The 13,118-nt window shown below is 65.9% G+C and carries 18 protein-coding genes; 7 read left to right on the top strand and 11 right to left on the bottom strand.

The features are described 5' to 3' along the window. Together J4Z35_RS10215 and J4Z35_RS10210 are read right to left on the bottom strand one after the other, a co-directional pair. On the bottom strand, positions 1-500 hold a 500-nt coding region (locus tag J4Z35_RS10215; RefSeq protein WP_347813546.1), incomplete at its 3' end, for a hypothetical protein. Continuing rightward, positions 386-877 (bottom strand): hypothetical protein, encoded by a 492-nt coding sequence (locus J4Z35_RS10210; RefSeq protein ID WP_074040882.1) that lies wholly within the window; start codon positions 875-877, stop codon positions 386-388. The genes J4Z35_RS10215 and J4Z35_RS10210, both read right to left, overlap by 115 nt. Before the next feature lie 663 nt (positions 878-1,540). Here J4Z35_RS10210 and J4Z35_RS10205 point away from each other — a divergent pair. After that, a complete protein-coding gene (locus J4Z35_RS10205; RefSeq protein ID WP_235006249.1) occupies positions 1,541-1,921 on the top strand; it encodes a TetR family transcriptional regulator C-terminal domain-containing protein in 381 nt (126 codons plus the stop codon). On the opposite strand, the gene J4Z35_RS10200 is transcribed toward J4Z35_RS10205, so the two are convergent. From J4Z35_RS10200 to J4Z35_RS10190, 3 genes are read right to left on the bottom strand one after another with little or no spacing between them, the layout of a single operon-like run. Then, positions 1,891-2,178 carry a DUF6510 family protein gene (locus J4Z35_RS10200; protein WP_131941901.1) on the bottom strand — a complete coding sequence of 96 codons (288 nt, stop codon included), beginning with the start codon at positions 2,176-2,178 and terminating at the stop codon, positions 1,891-1,893. The two genes, J4Z35_RS10205 and J4Z35_RS10200, sit on opposite strands and share 31 nt — an antisense overlap. Further along, positions 2,178-2,936 carry an FAD-binding oxidoreductase gene (locus J4Z35_RS10195; RefSeq protein ID WP_074040881.1) on the bottom strand — a complete coding sequence of 253 codons (759 nt, stop codon included), beginning with the start codon at positions 2,934-2,936 and terminating at the stop codon, positions 2,178-2,180. The genes J4Z35_RS10200 and J4Z35_RS10195 overlap by 1 nt, the downstream gene beginning before the upstream one ends. Further along, positions 2,936-3,529, bottom strand: coding sequence for a molybdopterin-dependent oxidoreductase (locus J4Z35_RS10190; protein WP_046454460.1), 594 nt, complete (start codon positions 3,527-3,529; stop codon positions 2,936-2,938). Before J4Z35_RS10190 ends, J4Z35_RS10195 begins: the two co-directional genes overlap by 1 nt. A gap of 211 nt (positions 3,530-3,740) precedes the next feature. Here J4Z35_RS10190 and moaA point away from each other — a divergent pair, with 211 nt between their 5' ends. Both moaA and J4Z35_RS10180 read left to right on the top strand, forming a co-directional pair. After that, a complete protein-coding gene (gene moaA / locus J4Z35_RS10185) occupies positions 3,741-4,799 on the top strand; it encodes a GTP 3',8-cyclase MoaA (protein ID WP_074040880.1) in 1,059 nt (352 codons plus the stop codon). Positions 4,800-4,801: 2 nt separating this feature from the next. Continuing rightward, positions 4,802-5,038: a MoaD/ThiS family protein gene (locus J4Z35_RS10180; protein ID WP_074040879.1), complete on the top strand. Its 237-nt coding sequence runs from the start codon at positions 4,802-4,804 to the stop codon at positions 5,036-5,038. A gap of 125 nt (positions 5,039-5,163) precedes the next feature. On the opposite strand, the gene J4Z35_RS10175 is transcribed toward J4Z35_RS10180, so the two are convergent. From J4Z35_RS10175 to J4Z35_RS10150, 6 genes are all read right to left on the bottom strand, one after another. Next, entirely contained in the window at positions 5,164-5,676 is a 513-nt protein-coding gene (locus tag J4Z35_RS10175; protein ID WP_131941899.1) for a hypothetical protein, read from the bottom strand. 124 nt (positions 5,677-5,800) lie between these two features. Next, complete coding sequence (locus J4Z35_RS10170) at positions 5,801-6,304, bottom strand: redoxin domain-containing protein (protein WP_074040877.1); 504 nt, start codon at positions 6,302-6,304, stop codon at positions 5,801-5,803. Between the two features lie 136 nt (positions 6,305-6,440). Further along, on the bottom strand, positions 6,441-6,854 hold the full coding sequence (locus J4Z35_RS10165) for a molybdenum cofactor biosynthesis protein MoaE (RefSeq protein ID WP_074040893.1): 414 nt from the start codon (positions 6,852-6,854) through the stop codon (positions 6,441-6,443). Further along, positions 6,847-7,803, bottom strand: a complete 957-nt coding sequence (moaCB, locus tag J4Z35_RS10160; RefSeq protein WP_074040876.1) for a bifunctional molybdenum cofactor biosynthesis protein MoaC/MoaB — start codon at positions 7,801-7,803, stop codon at positions 6,847-6,849. The genes J4Z35_RS10165 and moaCB overlap by 8 nt, the downstream gene beginning before the upstream one ends. Continuing rightward, positions 7,800-8,990 (bottom strand): gephyrin-like molybdotransferase Glp, encoded by a 1,191-nt coding sequence (gene glp / locus J4Z35_RS10155; RefSeq protein WP_074040875.1) that lies wholly within the window; start codon positions 8,988-8,990, stop codon positions 7,800-7,802. The genes moaCB and glp overlap by 4 nt, the downstream gene beginning before the upstream one ends. Position 8,991: 1 nt before the next feature. Then, positions 8,992-10,080 carry a ThiF family adenylyltransferase gene (locus tag J4Z35_RS10150; RefSeq protein ID WP_074040874.1) on the bottom strand — a complete coding sequence of 363 codons (1,089 nt, stop codon included), beginning with the start codon at positions 10,078-10,080 and terminating at the stop codon, positions 8,992-8,994. 173 nt (positions 10,081-10,253) lie between these two features. On the opposite strand from J4Z35_RS10150, the gene modA reads away from it, so the two are divergent. From modA to J4Z35_RS10130, 4 genes are read left to right on the top strand one after another with little or no spacing between them, the layout of a single operon-like run. After that, positions 10,254-11,042: a molybdate ABC transporter substrate-binding protein gene (gene modA / locus J4Z35_RS10145; protein ID WP_074040873.1), complete on the top strand. Its 789-nt coding sequence runs from the start codon at positions 10,254-10,256 to the stop codon at positions 11,040-11,042. Further along, positions 11,020-11,826: an ABC transporter permease gene (locus J4Z35_RS10140; protein ID WP_200829310.1), complete on the top strand. Its 807-nt coding sequence runs from the start codon at positions 11,020-11,022 to the stop codon at positions 11,824-11,826. Before modA ends, J4Z35_RS10140 begins: the two co-directional genes overlap by 23 nt. Continuing rightward, positions 11,823-12,551: an ABC transporter ATP-binding protein gene (locus tag J4Z35_RS10135; RefSeq protein ID WP_160126272.1), complete on the top strand. Its 729-nt coding sequence runs from the start codon at positions 11,823-11,825 to the stop codon at positions 12,549-12,551. The genes J4Z35_RS10140 and J4Z35_RS10135 overlap by 4 nt, the downstream gene beginning before the upstream one ends. Continuing rightward, positions 12,535-13,110, top strand: a complete 576-nt coding sequence (locus tag J4Z35_RS10130; RefSeq protein ID WP_074040870.1) for a hypothetical protein — start codon at positions 12,535-12,537, stop codon at positions 13,108-13,110. Before J4Z35_RS10135 ends, J4Z35_RS10130 begins: the two co-directional genes overlap by 17 nt. Positions 13,111-13,118 lie beyond the last annotated feature (8 nt).

Raw genomic sequence — 13,118 nt, 5'->3', positions numbered from 1 at the left:
GGGTTGAGCAGGGTCACTTTCAGCAGGTCGGCGACAGGCGCGAACACGTCCACCTCGTCGCGCAGGCTGAGCTCGGAGTCCATCACGCCCCCGAGCACGGACTGCAGCAGCGCCGCCAGCGAGGTCCGCTCACGCAGATCCACCCCAGAGACCTCGCCGATCTGATCCGCCGTCAACCCCACCACACCCAACGGCAGCTCGACGATCATGCGATCGGCGTCCTCGGCGGGCATTGCACTCCCCACCGTTGAGCGGGGGACAACGACGATGCTCCCCGGAGTCAGCTCGGTGTCCCGCCCCTGCAGCGACAGGACCGAGGCATTCCGACGCTGGTAGATGACTAACAGGTAGTCTTCGCCGTGACCACGCGGAGAGCTGACCGACATCACAGGACTGCTTCCTCGATCAGTTCGTAGATGTTTGCCCGGCGGAGATCGCTGGCGTGAAAGACGAGCCCGTCGCCCCGGTGCGGTGGCTGCGCTGCGACATGCCGCACGCACGCGGCGGCGAGATCTCGCTCGGCCGGCGACATCACCACGACTCCAATCACAGTCGTGTCCACGCCGACGAGATTGGTGGCGCTCCTGCTCACCTCACCGACCACACCGCTCGCCAACCTGTGTACACGGGCCCGAGACATCGTGCCGGCACCGTCGAAGGCCACCACCACCGTTCCAGGCCGAACGATGTGCAGCGCGGCGGTCACCTCATGCTCGATCCGTGAAGCCAGCGCCCGGCGGGCCCGGATGCCCAGGCCCCGACGAAACCGATAGGCCGCCACGACCAGACGCTCGTCCTCAGCCACCCGCTCCGCAAGAGGGGAAGGAACGAGCATCAGAAACTCTTGTGCGTCACCGAGCTTGACAGGCAGGTCCACCGAACGCCCCTCTCCTGCGGAGCACGCAACGTTCTCGCGGACGGGCGCGCGCGGGCGCCGGCATCGAGCCCTTGGCTCGGACGTTCTCGCGCACACGGAAGATCCGTGAACCGCGTGGCTTCCCGCACATCATGACCACCAGCCTACGACGACAGAAAAGGACTCGCCAGACCAAAGCGCGAACCGAGTGTCGAACGAGGAGAGGTTCTAGAAGCATGAAAACGCAGGCGGCGCGGATTGCTTCACATGATCCGGGTCGACTTGGAGAAGGACTCAAAGGTCCATTATTATGAGGGCATGCGATGCGAGCCTCCCGCTCCGCGGGGCTTGACTGGACCGGCCGGGCTGGCATCGCGTGACGGACGACTTCGATCCCTGCGGACGGGGGAGACTACCCTGGAGGCGTGACTGCCGACGGAACGAGTGCACGCCGGTTGACGCCGAAAGGGGCGGCAACGAGGGCACGTATCGTCGACGCAGCGAACCAGCTGATGTATGAGCGAGGTGTCGCCGCGACGACCCTCGCCGACGTCCGAGCCGCCAGTGCGACATCGAAGTCTCAGGTTTATCAGCACTTCGCCGACAAGGACGCACTCGTGAAAGGAAGTCATCGAGACCCGGGCAGAGGACGTCCTGACGCAGCAGCGCCGACGCCTTCGACGAGTGGAGTCCCTGCGCGGGTTCGAGCTGTGGCGGGACGAGCTCGTCGAACGGAACGCGCTACGCAACGGCGCATACGGGTGCCCGCTCGGGTCTCTGGCGAACGAGATCGCAGACCACAACGAGGATGCCCGCCGCGCGATCGCTGCCCACTTCGATGAGTGGCTGGAGATGCTGATCGATGCCGTGGAGAGGCTGAAGACACGCGGCGTGTTGCGCAGCGATGCGGACTCGCGAGCGCTTGCCAGTGGGCTGCTGTCGGCACTCCAGGGAGGCTATCTTCTGGCGAAGGCGAGCCGAGACATCTATCCGATGCGTGCTGCTCTCGACATGGCTATCGCACAGCTCAGGGCCTACGCGACAGAGACCGGCTCCTCAACCTGATCCCTCTTCATCGCGAACGCGGTCAGCCCCGCAAAGCTGAGGAAGAGTCGTTCACCGGCGTCGATGATCGTCGCCAGCACATGGCTGCACGTGTTGCAGCGTACGACCAGCCCCGGAGCGTCCGGATACACGACTGATTCGCCAAGGGGCGCGATATGCCCGCAACCTCCGCAGCGTCCCTCGATCATCGTTGCGTCTGGAACGAGGAACTCGGCGAGAGTCCCGGAGAGGATGTTGCCGTCAAGATGGCTGGTCATCATAGGCCTCCGAATCGTTCGGTGAGGATGTCTTGCGGCGCATGACCGAGCTTCACGAGCCACGGCGCGACGGCTTCGACGAAGCCTGTCGAACCGCACACGAAAATGCGCGGACGGTCTTCCGGGGGGAGCGTCCGCGCGGCGACAGTCGACTCTGTGAGCCGTCCGACGGGCTCCTGCCATCCGGCTGGCGCTCGTCGCGTATACACGAGGTCCATGGCGAACGACCCGTCCGACAGTTCGAGGAGCTCATGGTGGAAATAGATGTCTTCGGGCGTACGCACCGAGTACAGCAGCCGGAACGGAACGGGATCGGACGCGGCCGCATGGGAGGCTGCCATCGCGTAGAGGGGAACGACGCCTGACCCGCCGGCGATGAGCTGCACGGGGCGCTGGCTCTGTCCCGGGCGCCAGAGGAAGAACGATCCCAGCGGTCCGTGGACCTCGATCTGATCACCGGCGCGCAGTTCGCGGACGAGGAACGGTGACACCTCGCCATCGGGCAGCTCATCGACCGCGAGGACGATCGTTCCGCCCGGCTCTGAGGATGCGATCGAGTACGACCGCGTCGCTTGGTAGCCGTCCGGAGCGGTCAGGCGTAGATCGAGATGACTTCCCGCCTCGCTCCCTGGCCAGCCCGGAACATCGAGCACCAGCCGCACCGCGGTCGGCGTCTCCGGGCGGACCTCTGAAACCGTGGCGACGAACCACGCCGGCCTCACGCGGGGGCGAGGCGGAGCGAGCCGGGTCTGCTCCATCACCAGTAGCGTTCTTCCTTCCACGGATCACCGTAGATGTGATAGCCGCTCTGCTCCCAGAACCCAGGGTCGTTCGTCGGCATCATCGTCAGCGCACGGACCCATTTCGCGCTCTTCCAGAAGTACAGATGCGGGATGAGAAGACGTGCCGGCCCGCCGTGCTCCGCGTCGAGGGGAGCGCCTTCGGCCTCGGTCGCGATCCAGGCTTTGCCGTCCAGGAGATCCTCGAGCGGCACATTCGTGGTGTACCCGCCGTAGGAGTGCGCCATGACGTAATCATGGGACGTCTCGACGTTCTCGAACAGCTTGTCCAGGCTCACCCCGCGCCAGGCCATGTCGAGCTTGGACCAGTGCGTGACGCAGTGGATGTCGACCGTGATGTCCTCGGCACCGAGCGCCAGAAACTGCTCCCAGTTCCAGTGATGCTCGGTACCGGTTTCATCGAGGATCGCGAAATCCCACGTCTCGGTATCGACATAGGGCGTGGGACCGGCAGTGAGCACCGGCCAGTTCTCGAACAGCGTCTGTCCCGGAGGGAGCTGATCATCGGGACCACGCCGACGTCCCGCGAATCCGCGAGTAGTGAACGACATACATCGCCCCTTCCGTGTCGTCTGGCTGTACACAACCGACGATATTGCGGGAGCTCTCTCGCTGATCGCCTAGTCCTGCGCGGAACTTGCCCATGACTGCAGGTGATGAGCCCAGGGGTGAAAACAGGCGATTGCGCCGACCACACTGTGGAACAGGACGCCCCACTAGGCGGCCTCGGTTCCCGCAAACATCGAGAAGAAGTCTGTGACCATGTGCCCTGTTGCGCTCGGCATGCCGACCGTTCGCAATCGCGCGCGCTCAACGATCGGCCGACCCGAGACACCTCTTCTCGTAGACAGGTTCGGGCGCATCGCGCGAGACCTGCGTGTATCGATCACCAGCGCCTGCTCACTGCGTTGCACATACTGCATGCCGGCGGAAGGCCTGCCCGTAGTCCCTCGCGGGGAGTTGCTGACTCCGGAAGAGATCGCGCGCCTGGTCACAATAGCCGTCCACGATCTCGGAGTACGCGAGGTGCGTTTCACCGGCGGCGAGCCGCTTACGCGACCGGATCTGGTCGAGATCGTGCGCCGGACGACCACAGTCGTGCCGGGCGTGCCCGTGTCGATGACGACCAATGGGATCGGCCTCGATCGCAAGGCGCCGCAGCTTGTGGAGGCCGGACTGACGCGGATCAACGTGTCGCTGGACACGATCGACCGCGAGCATTTCGCCGCCGTCACCCGACGCGATCGCCTGCCAGCCGTGCTCAGGGGGATCGAGTCGGCACAGCACGCAGGGCTCAGCCCGATCAAGATCAACGCGGTGGCGCTGCGCGAGACCCTCGCGGATGCTCCCGACCTGCTGGCGTGGGCGCTTGCCAACGGTGTGCGGTTGCGGTTCATCGAACAGATGCCGCTGGATGCTGATCAGACCTGGCGCAGAGACCACCTCGTCTCCGCCGAAGAGCTTCTCTCCGTGCTCGGACGCCGTTATCGACTGACCCCGGCCGGCCGTGAAGACCCGTCCGCTCCTGCAGAGGAGTGGCTCGTCGAGGGTGGCCCGGCGACCGTCGGCATCATCGGATCCGTGACGCGCAGCTTCTGCGAAGCGTGCGACCGTACACGGCTGACAGCCGAAGGCTCGGTACGTTCATGTCTATTCGGTGACGACGAGACGGACCTGCGCACGATGCTGCGCAGTGGAGCAGACGATGCCGCCATCGCCGACGCGTGGCGGGCGACGATGTGGGATAAACAGGCTGGGCACGGGATGGATGAGAAGAGCTTCCGTCGACCGGCCCGTTCTATGGGAGCGATCGGAGGCTGACGATGCCGTGCATACTCGTCCGATACTTCGCAGCCGCCGCTGAAGCGGCCGGCTGCGAAGAAGAACACGTCGAGGCGAGGTCCCTCGGAGAGGCGAAGGACGCGCTCCTCACAGCTCACCCGGCACTCGAAGCGGTCGTCGCAAAGGGGACATTCCTCGTCGACGGCATCGCCTCACGCGATCCCGCGCGACCGGTCTCCGCGCAGGTGGACGTGCTGCCCCCGTTCTCCGGCGGCTGAGCGATACGGTGGACGGTTGAGACTCGATCCATAGCGAGGCTTCCGCGTATCGAGGACCGCGTTCGTCTCGTGCGCCGTCATCTTTCTGCGTGAGACGATCGTGCCGTATTGCCCCGATCCTCGCGTCAGCAGGAGTCGAAGTACAAGCGCTGGGGATGCATACCGTCGCTCACGTCGTACACGGCATCGGACGCTTCGCGTGGAGTGTCCTCGCGCATGTAGCGCAGATGCCGTTCACGGGTGTCTGGATGGGCCGGCCCGCCGCCGTCGAGGAAGACGGTGAAGTGCCACGCCGAACGCAGACTGGAGCGCAGCAGCGACCAGCCGTCGACAATCAGCACCGTGTGCTCAGACGCGTCAGTGAACCCGCTCTCAGGTCCGTTGAGGCGGAACATGCGCAGCATGGTTCGGACCGTATCGTCGTCCGTGAACGGTGCTGCGGTGAGACGAGTCGCGTTACGTCCCACTGCGCGCAGCGCTGCCGCTAGCGTGTTGGCGAAGTGCGTGCGGGCTGCAGCGTCCACGCCGTCGATGGCGACGAGTATTCGGCCGCGTGGGTTTCTGTGAAGCACCTCCTGAGCGAGCTCCTCCCAGACGGCGGTACCAGCGGCACCTGAGGCGTTGGGAGACGTGGCCATCGTCACTCCTGCCGTGGAATGGTCAAGAGGGGGCGCTCTGGAATGCCGTTCTGGCCACGCTCATCCTTGCCGTCGGCGCTCGCTGTGGGTTGCGTTCGCGCTCTCGAGACGCCATCGATCGGTTTCATCTCTCCGCCTCTTGCCGAGTCGCATCCGCATGCTGGGGCAACTCCCGGACGAGTTCGAGGACGTCGTCGGGAAGGAGCTGTCCTAACGTTCCACAGGAGTACACGCTGATCACGACCTTCCCGTCGGGATCCAGCACGAATCCGGTTGTCTGCAGCTGGGGCGGGTCCATGGTGACGAACGCTCCGGTCGTGGCGGCGATCTGCCCCACATCGGTGCTGTGTCCGATCGGAAAGGTCAGGCCATAGCGCGACACGAGCTCCGTGATCATTGGCTCCTCGTCCGCAGTCAGCGCGACGACGGCGATATCCACGGCGGACAGGCGCCGTAGGCCGCGCTGGAACGCACGCAGCTGCTCTACGCAGGACCTGCAGCTTGCCCCGCGTGAGAAGAGGACCACGCTGTACTGCCCGGCGAATTCGGCAGGGATCGTTCGGCGTGGTCCTCCCACCTCGACCAGTTCAAGAGGGGGGAACGCATCACCGCCACGCAGCAATGACATCAGCGGACGACTCCTGACGGGGCCAGTCCGTTGCCATGGAAGCTGTCTGGTTCAATCTCAATGCCGGTCATCTGGCGGCCTCTTTTCGTCGGTGATTGCGTCTTCAGCGTTTCGCGCTTGAGTGCTTCTTGCGTATCTACAACCCCACCCACTCCGATCTGCCGTCGGTGAAGTGCTGGTGCTTCCAGATCGGAACCTCTGCCTTGATCGCGTCGACGAGCTTCCCGCACGCGGCGAAGGCCTCCGCCCGGTGTGGAGCGGCGACGACCGCGACCAGTGCGACGTCGCCGATCTCGAGGTGCCCGATGCGGTGAGCGGCGACGACATCGCAGTTCGTGGCTTGCGCGATCCTCGCGCACACGTCGATGAGGACTCGTTCTGCGTCGGGGTGCGCCTCGTAGTCGAGAGACCCGACATCCTCTCCGTGGTCATGGTCGCGCACGATGCCTTCGAAGGTGACCACCGCCCCGTTCTTCCTGCTGCGTATCCGTGTCTCCAGCCACGTCTTGTCCAGTGGTGCGGTGGTGACGGAACCGATCGGCTCAGGCATGTCCGCCACCGGCCAGCTGGTCGTGCAGGTGCGGCAGGAGCGGTTCCAGCGCGAGGAGGCCGTCTTGTACGCCGCGTGGCGATCCGGGCAGATTGATGACGATTGTGCGTCCGGCGATCCCCGCAAGCGCTCTGCTGAGCGAGGCTGTCGGAGTCGTCGTACGGCCCGCTGCCCGAATGGCCTCGGCGACGCCGGGAAGTGCTCTCTGGATCACCGCGCTCGTTGCCTCGGGCGTGCGGTCCTCGGGATGCACACCGGTGCCGCCGGTCGTGATGATCAATGCCGGCTCGCGGGTGAGAGCATCCGCGAGCGCCCGATGGATATCCGCGTCAGCGACGACCACGGGTTCGTCTGCCTCATACCCGCGGTCGCGAAGCCAACCTGAGATCGCCGGCCCGGTGAGGTCATCGCGCGATCCGGCCGCGGTGCTCGTGGACGAGACGATCACGACCGCGTGTCCGCGCTCTGTGGGCTCAGGTGCGTCTGCAACCCAATGCCCGCGCTTGCCCCCGGTCTTCTCGATGAGGCGGATGTCTCCGAGTACTGCGGCCGGATCGACGGATTTGATCATGTCGTGCAGGGCGAGACCGGCGACGGCGACAGCGGTGAGGGCTTCCATCTCGGCGCCGGTCTTCGCCGTAGCTGCGACCGCGGCCCGAATCTGCACCGATGAGGTGCTGAGCTCGAAATCGACGGTGACGGACTCCAGGGGCAGCGTGTGCGCGAGGGGCACGAGCTCGCTGGTGCGTTTGGCGCCCTGGATGCCCGCGATCCGCGCTGTCGGGAGCGCGTCTGCTTTGCTTAGTTGGTTGGTGGCGAGCAGCTCCAGCACTGCCGGTGTCGTGTCGAGACGGCCGGTCGCGATCGCCGTGCGACGAGTGATCGCCTTCCCGCCGATGTCGATCATCCGCGACCGGCCTTGATCGTCGAGGTGCGGCAGTTCGTTCATAGATTCCAGGTCTCCACGCGTGTCCCGATGTCGAGGGTGACGGCATCGATCGGGACATCGATGAGCACGTCGGATGCCGCCATGGCGGCGACAAGGTGCGAGGAGGCTCCGCCCAGCGGTGCGACCCGGCCTTCAGGCAACGCCACGCCGCGGCGGAACTGCCGTTTGCCGGTGACAGAGGTGAGAGGTTCGGCCAGGGTCCGTGGCTCGGGTCGGCGTGCAGGCAAGCCTGCTGTCTCGCGGAGGATCGGCTCGATGAAGAGCATGAATGACAGCTGCGCGGACACGGGGTTGCCGGGGAAGCACACCACGGGAACGTCTTTGTAGAGGGCGGTGGCCTGCGGGCCTCCGGGCTGCATTGCGAGGGTATCGATGTGTGCCCCGAGGGGCTCCAGGAACTCCCTCACAACTTCGTAGCTGCCTGCCGAGATGCCTCCGCTGGTGAGCACGATCTCGGCTCCCGCCGCGTACGAGGCGTCCAGGGCGCGCGCGAAGGCGGCCGTGTCGTCGACGACACGATGCTCATCGGCCAGGAAGGCACCGGCGGACCGCACCGCTGCGGCGAGCGCGGGGCCGTTGGCGTCGTAGATCTGGCCGGGAGCCAGAGGTTCACCGGGGGTGGCCAGTTCGCTTCCTGTCGAGATCACCGCGACACGAACTTGCGAGCGAACGGGGATGGAGTCCAGTCCGGCGGCTGCGAGTGCCGCGAGGTGGCGGGGAGCGAGCCGGAGGCCGGAAGGCAGTAGAGGATCACCGGCGGCGAGGTCAGAGCCGGCTTCTCGTACGAACTCTCCGGCGTCCGGTTTCCGCGTGAACGTCACTGTCGCGTCGTGGACGGTGGCATGTTCGACAGGGACGACCGCGTCGGCATCGTCCGGGATCGGCGCACCGGTCATGACCCGGACGGCATGGCCGGGGTCAAGCGGCGCAGGTGTTCCGGGGGCGGCGGGGATCTCACCCCGCAGCGGCAGACTGCGTGGTGTCCGCGCAAGGTCGGTCACACGGACGGCGAAGCCGTCCATCTGTGAGTTCCGGAACGGGGGCAGAGCTATCGGAGTCCGTACGGGGTGGGCGAGCACCCGATCCAGTGCACGAGTCAGGGCGACCTGCTCGACGGTGCGCTGACTCACGGCGCTCAGGAGCGCGCGGACTCGGGCTGTGTGTGCGGCGACCGGTGTGCGGAGCATGTCAATACCTGCTCGCCGTGGGATCGACGCGGACTGCCCAGGCGTCGACTCCTCCGGTGAGATGCCGCACATCAGAGAATCCGAGTTGGAGAAGCAGATCGAGCGCCTGACGCGAGCGTCCGCCGCGGTGACAGTACAGCACCACCGGATTACCGGTGCCGAGTTCTCGAGTCCGACTGGCAAGCTCGCCCAGGGGGATCAGCACGCTCCCCGGGATCGACGTGATCTCGGCTTCCCACGGTTCTCGCACATCGACGAGCAGCGGCGGTTCGGACGTCATGAGCAGGTCGCGCAGTTCTTCGGGGGAGACATCATTCTGATCCGAGGGCTGCGGAGCGGGCGTCGCGGTCTGCACTGCGGCGCGCGTGGATTCGTCACGCCGGTAGACGATCTCGCGGGTGCGACCGGTGCGGGCGTCGTACGCAGCGACCCGACCGATCAACGGGTCTCCGATGCCGGTGAGCAGCTTGAGCGCCTCGGTCGCCATGAAGGCCCCGATGACGGCGCAGACGCTCGGCAGCACGCCGATCACGTCGCAGGTGTCCGCATCGGAATCGGAGCCGTGCGGGAACAAGTCGCGGTAATCGGTGCCCCTGGCATCCCACGCCACTCCGGCCTGACCGGCGTATCCCAGCGCCGATCCCCACACCAGCGGGATGCCGCATTCAGCGGCAACACGGTCTGCCAGCAGCACCGTCGCGGGATTGTCGCTGGCATCGACGAGGACATCCACACCGTGCAGCAGATCCTCAGCTGTCACAGCGTCGAAACGCCTATCAACGGCGCGCACCTCAGCATCAGGAGCAAGCGCCGCGAGCCTCGTGGCGGCCGAGGCAGCTTTGCCGCGGCCGACGTCACCCGGCGTGTGCATCGTCTGCCGGTGCAGATTGGATTCGGCAACAGTGTCGTCATCGACGATCGTGAGCGTGCCGACGCCGGCAGCAGCAAGGACCGGCAATAGGGTGCTCGCCAAGCCGCCCGCGCCTATCACGAGCACATGCGCTCTCGCCAGGCGCTCCTGAGCGGGCACACCGAACTCCGCGAGGACGCGCTGCCTCTGAAAGATCGGCGAGAGCGGATCGACTGGCATGTCCTCAGGCTAGGGAGCCGGCCCCAGCAGACGAGGCCGGGAGCGTCGAGACAGCAGGGAGCAGACAAACTCCCGCAGTCGCAGACCATTCCCACGAGCTCGGCTGCGGGAGGGTTGAGACAGGTCGCGGACTTCGTTCGCCTGACCAGCCGATTCCCAGAGGAGTTCCTGTCTTGCGCGCCCCTTCTCTTCTTGCCGCGTTCGCCGCCATCCTTCTGCTCGCCGGCTGCTCATCGCCCGGCGCAATAGACGATGAGTCCGATGCCGGAGCGGGCGATGATGACATGATCTCCGGAACGGTGACGGTGTTGGCCGCCGCGTCCTTGACCGACGTGATGGACGTCCTCGCGGAGAGATTCGAGGATGCGAACGCGGATGTCGACATCGCCGCTAGCTACGGCGGGTCGTCGGCGCTTGCCGAGCAGATCATCTCTGGTGCTCCGACTGACGTGTTCTTCTCGGCGAATGAGGCGACGATGCAGTCCGTCGTTGATGCTGGCTTGGCGGTCGACCCGGGAGTGCTGGTCACCAACACACTGCAGATCGCGGTTCCCGTGGGAAATCCCGCCGGGATCACCGGTCTCGCCGACTTCGCCCGGCCCGAACTGACGATCGCATTGTGCGATACCGCAGTGCCGTGCGGGTCTGCAGCGCAGTCGCTGCTCGACCTATCCGGAGTCCAGGCCCAACCGGACACTCTCGAGGAGGATGTCCGCGCCGCTCTGACGAAAGTCTCTCTCGGTGAGGTCGACGCCGCGCTGGTCTACGTGACCGACGTCGTCGCAGCAGGAAGTGCCGTAGAGGGCATCGACGTGCCCGAGGCGCAGCAGGTGATCAACAAGTACCCGCTCACCCTTCTCGCCGAGGCGACGAACCCGGACGCCGCGCAGGCATTCATCGACTTCCTCCGCTCGGATGAGGCACGTCAGGTCTTCGAGGATGCCGGCTTCGCGGCCCCGTGAACGGCTGCAGCCGGTCGTCCTCGCTCTCGGCGTAGTCGGTCTCGCGCTGCTCGTTCTGCCGCTGCTCGGACTGATCCTGCGCGCACCCTGGGGTGATCTCGCCGGGCTGTTCGTCCGACAGGAGGTTCTGCAGGCTCTGGGGCTGTCGTTGCTCACGGCGACGTTGTCGACCGGCCTCAGCCTCGTCCTCGGTATCCCGCTGGCGGTGCTGCTGAGCCGTTCCGTTCGCTGGCGGGTGTTGCCGCGGCGCCTCTTGCGTGCGGCGATCACCGTCCCGCTGGTGCTGCCTCCCGTCGTCGGCGGCATCGCTTTGCTTCTCCTGCTGGGTCGGCGCGGACTCCTCGGGCAATGGCTCACGCAGGTTGGCGTCACCATCCCTTTCACCACCGGCGCCGTCGTGCTCGCGCAGACGTTCGTGGCTATGCCCTTCCTCGTTTTCGCCGTCGAAGGCGCGCTGCGATCGGCAGACCGTCGCAGCGAGACTGCGGCTGCTTCGCTGGGTGCCAGCCCGTGGCAGATCTTTCGTCTCGTGACCGTACCGCTGACGGCACCCGGGATCGCGGCCGGTGCCGTGCTCTGCTTCGCCCGCGCGCTTGGCGAGTTCGGCGCGACCATCACGTTCGCGGGCTCCTTCCCGGGTGTGACGCGCACACTCCCGATTGCTTCCTATCTCGCGATGAACTCCGACCCCGACACCGCGATCGCACTCGCCCTCGTGCTGCTTGCCGTATCGCTGAGCGTTCTCCTCGCGCTCCGCGACCGATGGCTGCCAGGAACCGTATGACTGCACAGCTGACGATCTCCGCACGTATTCGACGCCCCGCTTTCGACGTGATCATCGAACTCAGAGCAGAGCCCGGCCGTGTACTCGCGGTTGTCGGTCCGAACGGGGCCGGAAAAACCAGCATCCTCGCAGCGATCGCGGGTTTCACGGAGGTGGACGGGGCAGTGCGGCTCGGAGACAGGGACCTGGCATCCCTTCCCGCCGCGCAGCGTGGAATCGGCGTCATGTTCCAAGACCTGCTCCTCTTCCCGCACCTGACGGTGCGCGAGAACGTCGCCTTCTCCGCCAGAGCCCGCGGCAGCAGGTGGCCCGCGGCCCGGCGCAGCGCAGATCGTTGGCTGTCCCGCTTCGGCTTGATCGACCTGGCGGAGAGATACCCGGGCGCACTCTCCGGCGGGCAGGCACAGCGCGTAGCGCTGGCTCGTGCCCTCGCATCCGAACCGAAAGCACTGCTCCTCGACGAACCGCTCGCGGCTCTGGACGTGGAGTTCCGCGACGAGGTGCGTGCCGACCTCGGCGTGCATCTGCGTGAGTTCGGCGGACCGACGATCCTCGTCACTCATGACCGCGAAGACGTCGATGCGCTTGCCGACGAGATCGTCGTCCTCGATGCAGGGCGCATCGTGCAGCAAGGAGCTCTCGCCGACGTGACTCGAAAACCTGCCACAGCATGGGCTGCTCGATTCGTGGGAAAGAGGGACGCAGATGATGCCGAACGCGGATAACGACTTCCTCTTGGGGCTGGCCGGAGTATCGGGCACGATGCTCGGCACGTTCATCGTGGGCGTGTTCTTCTACATCGACTCGGAGATGCATCGTCGGCTGGCGGCATCGGAGGCCGCGGACCGGTACTTTCGCTCATCGATTCGCTGGGTGTTCACGGCGTACTCCATCCCTCTGCTCGTCCCGCTCGCGCTCGCGTCACTTGATGCTCTCTGGGGCGCGCTGAGCTTCATCGCCCTCGGCATCCTCTTGGTCGCGATGACCGTCGAAACGGGGCGGCGCATCCTCGCGAGAGGCGGGGCCGGCTCCTCTCGCTCTCTCGTAGTGAACGAATGGGCCTCGAGCTTCGGCATCGTCATCGCCATGGTCCTGCCGTGGACACTGGGCGGCTGGGTGCCCGCACCGGATGACTTCGTGCCCTCACTGCTCATCCTTCTCGCATGCGGTTTCGCGAGCACCGCGGCGCTGGTCATGACGCAGTTCGATGCGACGATGGGCATGGTTGACGCCGGGATGAGAGACAGGGACGGCGCAGAACCGGACGATCCGGCAGATCGCTGAGTCGGATT

It is taken from the genome of Dermacoccus sp. NHGro5 (assembly GCF_017565385.1).
Taxonomy (GTDB): domain Bacteria; phylum Actinomycetota; class Actinomycetes; order Actinomycetales; family Dermatophilaceae; genus Dermacoccus; species Dermacoccus nishinomiyaensis.
The sequence above is the reverse complement of the archived record's forward strand: the minus strand, read 5'-3'. Positions and strand labels throughout refer to the sequence as shown.

Bases quoted from the DNA above. Each gene is read 5' to 3' on its own strand.
- J4Z35_RS10140 (WP_200829310.1), top strand. From the start codon at position 11,020: ATGCCGGCTTCGCGGCCCCGTGAACGGCTGCAGCCGGTCGTCCTCGCT.
- J4Z35_RS10190 (WP_046454460.1), bottom strand. From the start codon at position 3,529: ATGTCGTTCACTACTCGCGGATTCGCGGGACGTCGGCGTGGTCCCGAT.
- J4Z35_RS10200 (WP_131941901.1), bottom strand. From the start codon at position 2,178: ATGACCAGCCATCTTGACGGCAACATCCTCTCCGGGACTCTCGCCGAG.
- J4Z35_RS10175 (WP_131941899.1), bottom strand. From the start codon at position 5,676: ATGGCCACGTCTCCCAACGCCTCAGGTGCCGCTGGTACCGCCGTCTGG.
- moaCB (WP_074040876.1), bottom strand. From the start codon at position 7,803: ATGAACGAACTGCCGCACCTCGACGATCAAGGCCGGTCGCGGATGATC.
- J4Z35_RS10180 (WP_074040879.1), top strand. From the start codon at position 4,802: ATGCCGTGCATACTCGTCCGATACTTCGCAGCCGCCGCTGAAGCGGCC.
- moaA (WP_074040880.1), top strand. From the start codon at position 3,741: ATGTGCCCTGTTGCGCTCGGCATGCCGACCGTTCGCAATCGCGCGCGC.
- J4Z35_RS10150 (WP_074040874.1), bottom strand. From the start codon at position 10,080: ATGCCAGTCGATCCGCTCTCGCCGATCTTTCAGAGGCAGCGCGTCCTC.
- J4Z35_RS10170 (WP_074040877.1), bottom strand. From the start codon at position 6,304: ATGTCATTGCTGCGTGGCGGTGATGCGTTCCCCCCTCTTGAACTGGTC.
- J4Z35_RS10195 (WP_074040881.1), bottom strand. From the start codon at position 2,936: ATGGAGCAGACCCGGCTCGCTCCGCCTCGCCCCCGCGTGAGGCCGGCG.
- J4Z35_RS10130 (WP_074040870.1), top strand. From the start codon at position 12,535: ATGCCGAACGCGGATAACGACTTCCTCTTGGGGCTGGCCGGAGTATCG.
- glp (WP_074040875.1), bottom strand. From the start codon at position 8,990: ATGCTCCGCACACCGGTCGCCGCACACACAGCCCGAGTCCGCGCGCTC.
- J4Z35_RS10135 (WP_160126272.1), top strand. From the start codon at position 11,823: ATGACTGCACAGCTGACGATCTCCGCACGTATTCGACGCCCCGCTTTC.
- J4Z35_RS10165 (WP_074040893.1), bottom strand. From the start codon at position 6,854: ATGCCTGAGCCGATCGGTTCCGTCACCACCGCACCACTGGACAAGACG.